The sequence below is a fragment of the Terriglobales bacterium genome (assembly GCA_035543055.1).
Taxonomy (GTDB): domain Bacteria; phylum Acidobacteriota; class Terriglobia; order Terriglobales; family Acidobacteriaceae; genus JAIQFD01.
Genome location: DATKKJ010000238.1, coordinates 1 through 9,197 on the forward strand (window position 1 = coordinate 1; position 9,197 = coordinate 9,197).

The window sequence follows — 9,197 nt, forward strand, 5'->3', positions numbered from 1 at the left end:
CGATCGCACCGGGCATCGCTTCTGGAACGAAGGCAATGGCGATTAGAATCAGAGAGGGGAGCGCATGCAGATGCTGGTGATCAGTCTCGTGCTCCAACCAGCCGCTGGCGCCGATCCAGCCGATGCCGGCCAGCGGCGCCAGCGCCCGACGGTGGACGGGCTCTTCATGAGCCTGATCCTGCTGGCGATCGCAGGAGTGTTCCTGCTCAACGCCGGCGTCCAGGCACGGGCCTTGGGGCTGGCGCCGCGTCTCGGTAAGAAGCTGGAGGGGGCAAAGGCATAGCGGTGGCCCACAGCACCACCATTCCGGCGCAAGAGGCGGCGCAGAAGCGCGCCGGCGCGCCCGCAGGCGGCAGCGGCTGGCTGCTGCCCTCGGCATCGCTGTGGTGGCGGGAGATCGTCCGCTTCTACCGGCAGCGGAGCCGCGTCATCGGAGTGATCCTCTCGCCGCTGCTGTTCTGGCTGGTGATCGGCTCCGGGTTCGGTACCTCGTTCCGCAGCCAGGATGGCGCCGGCCATTACCTGGAATATTTCTTTCCCGGCGCCCTGACCATGATCGTGCTCTTCACCTCCATCTTCGCCATGATGTCGGTGATCGAGGACCGCAAGGAAGGATTCCTCCTCTCCGTGTTGGTCGCTCCCATCAGCCGCACCGTGATCGTGCTGGGAAAGGTGCTGGGCGGGACGACCCTGGCGGCCCTGCAAGGACTCATCTTCCTGATATTTGCGCCCTTCATCGGGGTGCATCTTGGGCTGGCACAGTTCGGGCTGGTGGTGGTGATCACCTTGCTGCTGTCGTTCGCCCTCACTGCACTGGGATTCGCCATCGCCTGGAAGATGGACTCGACCCAGGGGTTCCACGCCATCGTCAACCTGCTGCTGATCCCGCTCTGGCTGCTGTCCGGAGCGTTGTTTCCGCTGAGCGGGGCGTCCGGGTGGATCAGGGTTGTGATGCGCGCCAATCCGCTCACCTACGGCAACGAAGGCATCCGCGCGGTGCTCTTTCCCGGCAGCTCCGCGGCCGAGTTTCCGGTCGCCACCTGTCTCTGGGTGCTGTTGGGGTTCTCCGTAGCGGTCTTTTCGGTCGCATTCTTCCTGGCCAACCGGCGGAGCACCAAACCAGCTGCGTGATGCCCGACTACGCGATCTTCCCTGCCCTGAACGCCGGCCTGAACGCCACCAGCGCCGTGCTGATCACGACCGGCATCGGGCTGATCCGGGCGGGCAGGCGAACGGCGCATCGCGGCGTAATGATCGCCGCCGTCGTGTCCTCCACATTCTTTCTGGCTTCTTATCTTTATTACCACTACCACGTGGGATCGGTGCGGTTCACCGGCCAAGGATGGATCCGGCCGCTGTACTTCGCCATCCTGTTCACCCACACCGTGCTGGCGGCAACGGTGGTGCCGCTGGTGATCGTCACCCTGGCGCGCGCCTTGGGCGGGCGCTTGGACCGCCACAAGGCCATCGCCCGCTGGACCTATCCCCTCTGGCTGTATGTTTCCGTCACCGGGGTGGTGATCTACTTCATGCTGTACCGGCTGTATCGGTGAGCAGCATTCCGTGCTCGGTACTCAGTACCCAGTTTCACTATGTCAACGGTCAGGCTGAAGATCGATATTTCCGGCACCGCCGGGAACGACGCATGGCGTCGGATCAAGCATTTCGATGAGATCCAAAGCGCTGCCTTCGGGCCGGAGTACGGCTCAAGCGGCGAGTGCAGGCATCCGGCTGGGACATTGCATCCAAAAGGCGAATGGCGCGGCGCCTTGATCCGCCTGCAAACCCCACTGCTGGCGCAGTATGCGGTCTCGCACTACCTGCAACAGCCTGGGGTCCTGGACGCCGACGTGGAGTAGTCCCAAAGAGGAAGTCGTTTGGAAACATCGAGCACACCAGCAACGGACACCAAGAAGCACGGGCACATGTCGACCCGCACCAAGGTCATCTTCTGGCTGACCGCCTGGGCCATCGTGCTGATGCCGTTTCTGTTCTGGCGCAGCACATGGTTCGGTCGCCCGCTCAGCGAGCGCGCGGTCTCGGAGTATTTGGCCGACAGCAGCAAACCGCGCCACATCCAGCATGCCCTGGTGCAGGTGGGCGAACGTATGGCGCGCAAGGATGCTTCCGCGCGGCAGTGGTACCCGCAACTGGTCAAACTGGCGGCCTCTCCGGTCGAAGAAATCCGCAACACCGACGCCTGGGTCATGGGACAGGACAATTCCCGTCCCGAATTCCATCAGGCCCTGTTGCTCCTGCTGAAGGACCCTTCCAGCACCGTACGGGGGAACGCGGCACTCTCGCTGGTGCGCTTCGGCGATGCGAGCGGCCGCCCACAGCTTCTGGCCCTTCTCCAGCCGGTCACTCTGACCGCCCCGAGTGCGGGCATTGTTTCCGACGCCGCCAAGCCGGAACAGACGGTGCGCGAAGGCGGGCTGGTGTCGCGGATCGGCAGCATCGAGGTCCGCGCTCCTTCCACCGGACGGGTCGTCTCGGTCAAGCCCAAGGGCGCCGCGGTCTCAGCCGGCGACCAACTTGCCGTCCTGGCCCCGCCCGTGGACCAGATATGGGAGGCACTGCGCGCCCTCTACCTGGTGGGCACGCCCGAAGACCTGTCCGTGGTCCGGAGCTATAAGCGTGACGCCCCGGACATACCGCAGCGCATCCACCAGCAGGCCGCGGAAACGGAGCGCGCCATCCTGGAGCGCGCAAGAGTCAATCCACCGAACCAATAGATAGCCGAGGGAGCCCATGCACGACCGACGTGATCGCCGACATTTCTTACGAGGAACAAGCGCAGCCCTGACCGCCATTGCCCTGACCCCAGCCACGGTTTTCGCGCAAGAGAAGGAAGAGCCCGAGGACGTCTCGCCGGTCGAAGACCTGATGCGGGAGCACGGGCTGCTCAACCGGCTGCTGCTGGTGTACGAGGCCTGCGGCCGCCGCCTTGCCGCCAAGAGCGGCTTCGATCCCGCGGTGCTGAACCAGGCCGCCGGCATCATCAAGGGCTTTATCGAGGACTATCACGAAAAGCTCGAGGAAGAGCACCTGTTCCCGCGCTTCGAGAAGGCAGGCAAGCTCACCGACCTGGTCGCCGTCCTGCGTACCCAGCACGCCGCCGGACGCAAAGTGACCGCTCGCATTCTGCAGGTCACGGCCGCCAAGGGGGCCCGGCGCCGCGCAGCCCCGCTTATCCGCGACATCAACCTCTTCGTCCACATGTACCGCCCCCACGAGGCGCGCGAGGACACGGTCCTGTTCCCTGCCCTGCATTCCATCGTCTCCCGCAACGAATATGACGCCCTGGGCGAGGACTTCGAGAAGAAGGAACACGAGCTCTTCGGCAAGGACGGCTTCGAGGGAATGGTGGACAAGGTCGCCGACTTGGAGAAGAAGCTCGGGATCTACGACCTGGCGCGGTTCACGCCGTCTTGAGATCCGCCCTGAGGCTCTTGAAGGATCAGCGGATACGAGGCATAGAATGTCGTGCCCTCGGTCTCACTCGACGTGAAATCGAGCGTCCCGCCAAGGTACTTGTCGGTCAAGAACCTCATGCTGTAGGTCCCCAGTCCCCGCCCGACGCCCTTGGTGGAGAACGAGCGGTTGAAGATCTGCAGCCGCACGTTCTCCGGCATGTACGTCCGGTTGTGCACCCAGAAGACGATGCGGACGCCATCCAGCTTGCACCCGATGGTGGCCGTGTCCCCCGCGGATGAGGCTTCCAGCGCGTTCTTCACCATGTTGCTCAGCACGCGGCTGAGCAGGCGCCGGTCGCTCTCGAAGATGATGTCAACGCTGGCGTCGTCGATGCGGAGGCGGCGGCCCTTCAGTAACTCATTGCGGCGGTAGGCGCCGGAGACGTCCTCCAGCAACTCCAAGGAGCGGACGGGCGCGATGCGCAGCTTCAGATCGCCGTTCTCCGCCGAGATGAGCTGCCTTTGGGCTTCGAGCTGATCCACCATCTCCTGCGCCAGGGCCCGGATGCGGCGCACATGTTCTTCGTGCGACTTCTCACCCTCCGGTATCCCGGGGGAACGCGTGCTGAGCAGCAACGACAGGCCTTGCAGCGCCATGGCGGTGTTGATCACATCGTGCAGGAAGATGCGTTCCAGCACCTGCCGGCGCTTCTCGTCCGCGATGTCGGCGATGCAGAAGAACGTGAATTGTTCCTTGTTGAAGGTCACCGGCCAGGCCCAGACCCGCAGGTCCAGGGCCCGTTCTCCGCCGCCCTCATTCACGTTCAGATGGCACTCCTCACTCGCAGAGCGCCCCGACTGGCTCTGCAGGATGGCTTTCACGGCGCCGCAGCAACTGCAAAAGCGTGTGGTGCCGCATCCGGCCTCGGACTCATGCCCATGCTTGCACCCGAAGAGCTCTCCCGGCCGCAGGCCCAGGACCAGGGCGCGATCCGGACGGTGGGTGACCTGCAGGACCGCCTTGTTGGCGTAAACGATCTGCCGCTCGGAGTTGAGGACGAGGACCATGTCAGGGACATAGTCCATGAGCTGGAGAAAGATGCGGGAGCCGGTGAAGTGGGCAGCCTGGCGGGCCACCATCTCGGGGGCAGCACGCGCCGCGGGGGCAAACTCGGTGGTCTCGGATTCAACCATATCCCATCGCCCAGGAAGACCCCGACGCCTCCCATCGTGCCACCGGCCGGTGGGGCGCACGGTGATTGATGTCACCGTTGGCAGTGACGTACCGGGAATGGAGCCAAGCACTTCCGACGCTACGCGCCCTCTCGGTATAATCCGCGCAACTGGAGATGGGATGGCGATAGCCGCAGGTTCCCGTTTTGGCCCTTACGAGCTTGTTTCGCTCCTTGGAGCCGGCGGAATGGGCGAGGTGTATCGGGCGCACGACCCGCGTCTCCGTCGCGACGTGGCCGTGAAGGTGCTGCCGTCATCCCTGGCGGCGGATGCCGACCGGCTGCGCCGCTTTCAGCAGGAGGCGCAGGCCACCAGCCGGCTCAATCATCCCAATATCCTCACCGTCTACGACGTTGGCCAGCAGGATGGCATACCGTACATCGTCTCCGAGTTGCTGGAGGGTGAGACCTTGCGGCAGCGGCTCACGCGAGAGCGCTTGCCGCTGCGGCGGACCATTGAATTCGCCATCCAGATCGCGCGCGGACTGGCCGCTGCTCACGAGCGGGGAATCATCCATCGCGACCTGAAGCCAGAGAACGTCTTTGTCACCCGGGACGGACATACAAAGATCCTGGATTTCGGATTGGCCAAGCTGGCCCGCGGCGAAAGTGCGGGCAATGAAGGAACAACCCTGGCTGCCAACACGCAGGCTGGCGTCATGCTGGGGACGGTGGGCTATCTGTCGCCCGAGCAGGCGCGCGGATTGCCCAGCGACCACCGCACCGACATCTTCAGTTTTGGAGCAACCCTCTATGAGATGGTGACCGGGTGTCGCGCCTTCCAGGCAAACACGGCCGTGGATACCATCACGAAAGTGCTCACCGCAGATCCTCCCGCTCCGTCGGAAAGCGATCACCGCGTTCCCCCGGCGCTCGACCGCATCATCCTGCATGCCCTCGAGAAAGACCCCGACCAAAGATTCCAAACCATGCGGGATATCGTCTTCGTTCTCGAGGGGATCTCCGACACCTCATCGGCTACCGCGGCTATCATCCCGGTTGCGTCCAAGCGGCGGTGGCCCGCTGCTCTCCTGCTCCTGGCGCCGGCGATAGCGGTGCTACTGGGTTATCTCTGGCTGCGCCCGCGCCCTGCACCGGTTCCCGAAAAGACCGCGCCGGTGGTGCTGCAACGGCTGACGGACTTCGTCGGCATGGAACAGTCGCCGGCGGTCTCGCCCGATGGCAAGGCCGTGGCGTTTTCGGCGGGCGCAGGCACGCCGCATCTCTGGGTGAAGCTGCTGGCCGGGGGCGCCCCACTGAAGATCACGCGCGACGATGTGCCCCATCTTTATCCACGCTGGTCACCGGACTCGGGCTCCCTCATCTATTTCTCTCCTGCGAAGACACCGGAGACGCAGGGCGGTGCGATCTACGACATCCCTGCGCTCGGTGGAAGCCCCCGGCGCTTGGCCAGCAGCTTCACCGGCGGAGACATCAGTCATGACGGAAAGCGGATCGCTTATCTCCGCCGAGAAGGCAACAAAGAGCCGGAGCTGGTGGTCGCCGACCGGAACGGGAGCAACCCGCGCGTAGTGGCCGCGCTATCCCAGGCCTTTGACTACGGCTTCCCTCGGTGGTCTCCTGACGACCGGCTGATCGCCTATGAGCGCGGCCGCGTATTCAGCTACGACATCTTTGCCGTTGACGCCGCGGGAGGCGAACCACGGCAGATCACCCATGATCTCAAGTTCGTGGCGGGATACTCGTGGCTGCCGGACGGATCCGGCGTCGTGTGCAGCTCCTCGCAGAATACCACAGCGCTTTACTTGCCGAACATGGACCTGTTCGTCGCCAAGCTGGACGGCAGCCCGGTGCGGCAGCTGACGTTCAGCGATACCAGTTTTCTCGATCCGGACGTGGGCAGCAACGGGCAGGTGTTCGTCACTCAAATGCGGCGGGACTTTGACGTGTGGAAAATCCCCATCGACGGACCGCCCGCCGAGAATGTGCGTCGGGCCATCCAGGTGACGAGCCAGACAGGACAAGTGCAGACACCATCGCTCAGCCCCGATGGCCGCGAAATGGTGTACCTGTCAGAGCTCGGCGGGCATAGCAATTTGTGGGTCATGAAGCTCGATGGTTCGAGAGAAGTCCGGCAGATCACCTTCGAGCAGGACCCCCAGGTCGCCGTGGGAGTGCCGGTATGGTCGCCCGACGGACGTCATATCACGTTCTTCACGCGCAGGCCCGGCACCAGGATCGGCGACCAGTGGGTGGTGGATCCGGACGGTTCCAACCAGCGACGGCTGGTCGCCGAGGGCGGCTGGGCCGCCTGGTCACATGACGGAAAGTGGCTGTACGTTTCCCCCCAGGGGCGCGAAGATGAGCCGTACAAGATCACCAAAGTCCCGGTAGACGGCGGGGAGCCGGTGCAGGTGCGCACCGACAGCTCCTTCCTAGGTTCGGCGCCAGCTCCTGACGGCAAAACCCTGTATTTGCTCCGGATGGGCAGCCGGGCGGGTGGGCAAGACGTGGAAATCCTGGTTGCGAAACCGGAAGACGCTCCATCGCAACTCCTTGCCCGGATCCCGGCTCCGCGGCTGCCGCTCGCCTACCTGATGCAACCCGTGATCTCGCCGGACGGCAAATGGCTGGCCATTATGCTGGCAGACGGTGTCACCACCAACCTTTACCTCCTGCCCACGGCTGGCGGGCCCCTCCGCCAGGTGACGGATTTCGGCCAGACCGCCACCGAGATTGCGCGGCGGGTCTCCTGGTCCTCCGACTCGAAGTACATTTACGCCGCAGTGGCACGCATGGATGCCGATGTGGTCGTGGTCCAGAATCTACTGCAACACTGACGACCTTTCATCGGCTGGATACAAGCGGAGGGCTTGTCACAGGCTCTCAGTACGACATCGGGCCGACTTCCTTTTCGACCTCGGCGGTGTCCACCATCACGATGGCATCCCACGGGCAGCCGTCCAGGAAAGCGCCGTCCGGACCCTTGCTGGTGCATTTCTTGCAGCCGATGCAGAGCAACGGGTCCACCTGGATGCGGCCGAAGGGGGGATGGTCCTCGTCCGGCACCCAGAACATGCAGTCCTCCACCGGACAGTACTCGACGCAGGCGGGCGAACCGGCGCAGCCGGTGCAGCACTCGGTGATGACCGCCAGCTCCTTGGGCTTCTTCTTGCGTGGGGTGAGGGTGCCCTTGGAACGCGGTTCGTGCTTGAGTTCGTCAGGGACCAGACCGGGGGCTTTGGTTACGGGTGCGGGTTCCGCCATATCACCTCAGTTGTCGGTACTCGGAGTTCGCCCAGTTGCAACGACCCTAAACGACCTTGCGGTCCTTGTCGGGGATGTGACTGCCCAAAGCGGACTCGATGTCCTTGGGTGTCAGCTTCTCGCCGTCGTTCATGCGCTTCAGGAGCGCGTCGATGATGTCCTTGGCCTCGTCCTTCTTGTAATTCTTGATGAAGCCGTCGTAGAAGTGCTCGCCTGACATGGCGCGATTGATCTCGTATTCCTTGTTCTGGTCGTTGAGCTCGGTGAAATAGACCACACGATACTTACCGCTGTAGGTGTCCTCGCGGTAGATCTCGAACATGATCTTGTCGGCTTCCATCAACATGCGGACAGACCCCACCCGGAGTGCAAAGTCATTTTAGCAGACAGGTGAAGGGCAGACAGGCGGGTGAATGCCCGGGGGACCGGGCGGACTCAGCCTTCGGCTTCGTCGTCCTCGCCCAGCATGGCGAGAGTCCAGCCGGCCAGCGGGATCCAGAGGGCCAGCAGCACGCTCCATGCGTTCAGGTTCGATACGGTCGAGATATCCATCATGCCCCACCTAAAAAGAAGGCCAGTCGCTGCAAAGGGTAAGAATCAACTTGAGAACCGTTGGATGCCTGACCCGCTGCCTCAATCCTACGCCCGGCGATGCCGGCCACAAGGTAACCCCGGTAACCACCAGCAACAGCTGTCAGAACAAACAAGGCCCACCCTTACGGATGGGCCTGGTGGCCGTCGGGTTGCAAATTGTTTAATCGCCGCTAAGGTGGGCCATCTCGCCGCTTTCCACCGGCGGCGGAGCGATGTTCACTAAAGCGTCAACAGCGGGCCGCTCCACGTCCTTGTACTTGGCGGCGACTGCGAGCTCGGCGCGCAGCTGCGCCTCGAACCTCTTGAGCCGCTCCTCGATGGACAGGTGCTTCTGCTTGTTGCGCACCATGTCCTCGCGGTAGCGCTTCAGGAAGTAGCTGATGGTCTCGACCCGAATCTTGATCGAGCCGGTGGGCTTGTTCTCGTCGATATCCTTAAAGCAGAAGTACGGGGTGCCGGAGTGCTCCACGATCTCTTCCACCACGCTGTAGATCGGCGCGTCGTGCCCACATTTGAAACTCGATAACTCCAGTGCCACGAGGTTGGGATGCCGGGCCACGTACTTGGCCGCCCAAACTTTGCGGCTGGTGTTTTCGCTGTACGAGTTCTTCCACACGTCGGTGATGGCCATGGGGTGCGGAATCTCGCCCGCCAGCACTTCGTCTCCGAACAGCCGCCAGACGATGTCGTCGTCCACCGGCAGGGAATCCTCGGTGAACACGGGATA

General features: G+C 63.4%; 11 protein-coding genes. 7 read left to right on the top strand and 4 right to left on the bottom strand.

Annotated features, from left to right (window positions below; all coding sequences use genetic code 11):
• Positions 1 to 64 precede the first annotated feature (64 nt).
• The 6 genes from VMS96_15155 (at position 65) to VMS96_15180 (ending at position 3,435) form a co-directional block, all read left to right on the top strand.
• Positions 65 to 283, top strand: coding sequence for a hypothetical protein (locus VMS96_15155; protein HVP44765.1), 219 nt, complete (start codon positions 65 to 67; stop codon positions 281 to 283).
• A 2-nt stretch (positions 284 to 285) separates the two neighbouring features.
• Positions 286 to 1,131 (top strand): ABC transporter permease, encoded by an 846-nt coding sequence (locus tag VMS96_15160; GenBank protein ID HVP44766.1) that lies wholly within the window; start codon positions 286 to 288, stop codon positions 1,129 to 1,131.
• Complete coding sequence (locus tag VMS96_15165) at positions 1,131 to 1,553, top strand: DUF420 domain-containing protein (GenBank protein HVP44767.1); 423 nt, start codon at positions 1,131 to 1,133, stop codon at positions 1,551 to 1,553. The genes VMS96_15160 and VMS96_15165 overlap by 1 nt, the downstream gene beginning before the upstream one ends.
• Positions 1,554 to 1,592: 39 nt before the next feature.
• On the top strand, positions 1,593 to 1,859 hold the full coding sequence (locus VMS96_15170; protein HVP44768.1) for a hypothetical protein: 267 nt from the start codon (positions 1,593 to 1,595) through the stop codon (positions 1,857 to 1,859).
• 66 nt (positions 1,860 to 1,925) lie between these two features.
• Positions 1,926 to 2,735, top strand: a complete 810-nt coding sequence (locus VMS96_15175) for a hypothetical protein (protein HVP44769.1) — start codon at positions 1,926 to 1,928, stop codon at positions 2,733 to 2,735.
• 16 nt (positions 2,736 to 2,751) lie between these two features.
• Positions 2,752 to 3,435: a hemerythrin domain-containing protein gene (locus tag VMS96_15180; protein ID HVP44770.1), complete on the top strand. Its 684-nt coding sequence runs from the start codon at positions 2,752 to 2,754 to the stop codon at positions 3,433 to 3,435.
• Here the strand turns inward: VMS96_15180 and VMS96_15185 are convergent.
• On the bottom strand, positions 3,405 to 4,610 hold the full coding sequence (locus tag VMS96_15185; protein ID HVP44771.1) for a PAS domain-containing sensor histidine kinase: 1,206 nt from the start codon (positions 4,608 to 4,610) through the stop codon (positions 3,405 to 3,407). The two genes, VMS96_15180 and VMS96_15185, sit on opposite strands and share 31 nt — an antisense overlap.
• Positions 4,611 to 4,770: 160 nt before the next feature.
• On the opposite strand from VMS96_15185, the gene VMS96_15190 reads away from it, so the two are divergent.
• A complete protein-coding gene (locus tag VMS96_15190) occupies positions 4,771 to 7,449 on the top strand; it encodes a protein kinase (protein HVP44772.1) in 2,679 nt (892 codons plus the stop codon).
• Between the two features lie 46 nt (positions 7,450 to 7,495).
• On the opposite strand, the gene VMS96_15195 is transcribed toward VMS96_15190, so the two are convergent.
• The 3 genes from VMS96_15195 to VMS96_15205 form a co-directional block, all read right to left on the bottom strand.
• The gene (locus tag VMS96_15195; GenBank protein ID HVP44773.1) at positions 7,496 to 7,876 is read right to left on the bottom strand and encodes a hypothetical protein; all 381 of its coding nucleotides are present in this window, start codon (positions 7,874 to 7,876) and stop codon (positions 7,496 to 7,498) included.
• Between the two features lie 46 nt (positions 7,877 to 7,922).
• Positions 7,923 to 8,222: a hypothetical protein gene (locus tag VMS96_15200; GenBank protein HVP44774.1), complete on the bottom strand. Its 300-nt coding sequence runs from the start codon at positions 8,220 to 8,222 to the stop codon at positions 7,923 to 7,925.
• 408 nt (positions 8,223 to 8,630) lie between these two features.
• Positions 8,631 to 9,197: hypothetical protein (locus VMS96_15205; GenBank protein ID HVP44775.1), on the bottom strand; the 567-nt coding region annotated here is incomplete at its 5' end.

What these genes read in the sequence shown, in the direction of transcription:
- VMS96_15195 (HVP44773.1), bottom strand. Translation starts at nt 7,876, where the DNA reads ATGGCGGAACCCGCACCCGTAACCAAAGCCCCCGGTCTGGTCCCTGAC.
- VMS96_15155 (HVP44765.1), top strand. Translation starts at nt 65, where the DNA reads ATGCAGATGCTGGTGATCAGTCTCGTGCTCCAACCAGCCGCTGGCGCC.
- VMS96_15165 (HVP44767.1), top strand. Translation starts at nt 1,131, where the DNA reads ATGCCCGACTACGCGATCTTCCCTGCCCTGAACGCCGGCCTGAACGCC.
- VMS96_15175 (HVP44769.1), top strand. Translation starts at nt 1,926, where the DNA reads ATGTCGACCCGCACCAAGGTCATCTTCTGGCTGACCGCCTGGGCCATC.
- VMS96_15190 (HVP44772.1), top strand. Translation starts at nt 4,771, where the DNA reads ATGGCGATAGCCGCAGGTTCCCGTTTTGGCCCTTACGAGCTTGTTTCG.
- VMS96_15200 (HVP44774.1), bottom strand. Translation starts at nt 8,222, where the DNA reads ATGTTGATGGAAGCCGACAAGATCATGTTCGAGATCTACCGCGAGGAC.
- VMS96_15170 (HVP44768.1), top strand. Translation starts at nt 1,593, where the DNA reads ATGTCAACGGTCAGGCTGAAGATCGATATTTCCGGCACCGCCGGGAAC.
- VMS96_15180 (HVP44770.1), top strand. Translation starts at nt 2,752, where the DNA reads ATGCACGACCGACGTGATCGCCGACATTTCTTACGAGGAACAAGCGCA.
- VMS96_15185 (HVP44771.1), bottom strand. Translation starts at nt 4,610, where the DNA reads ATGGTTGAATCCGAGACCACCGAGTTTGCCCCCGCGGCGCGTGCTGCC.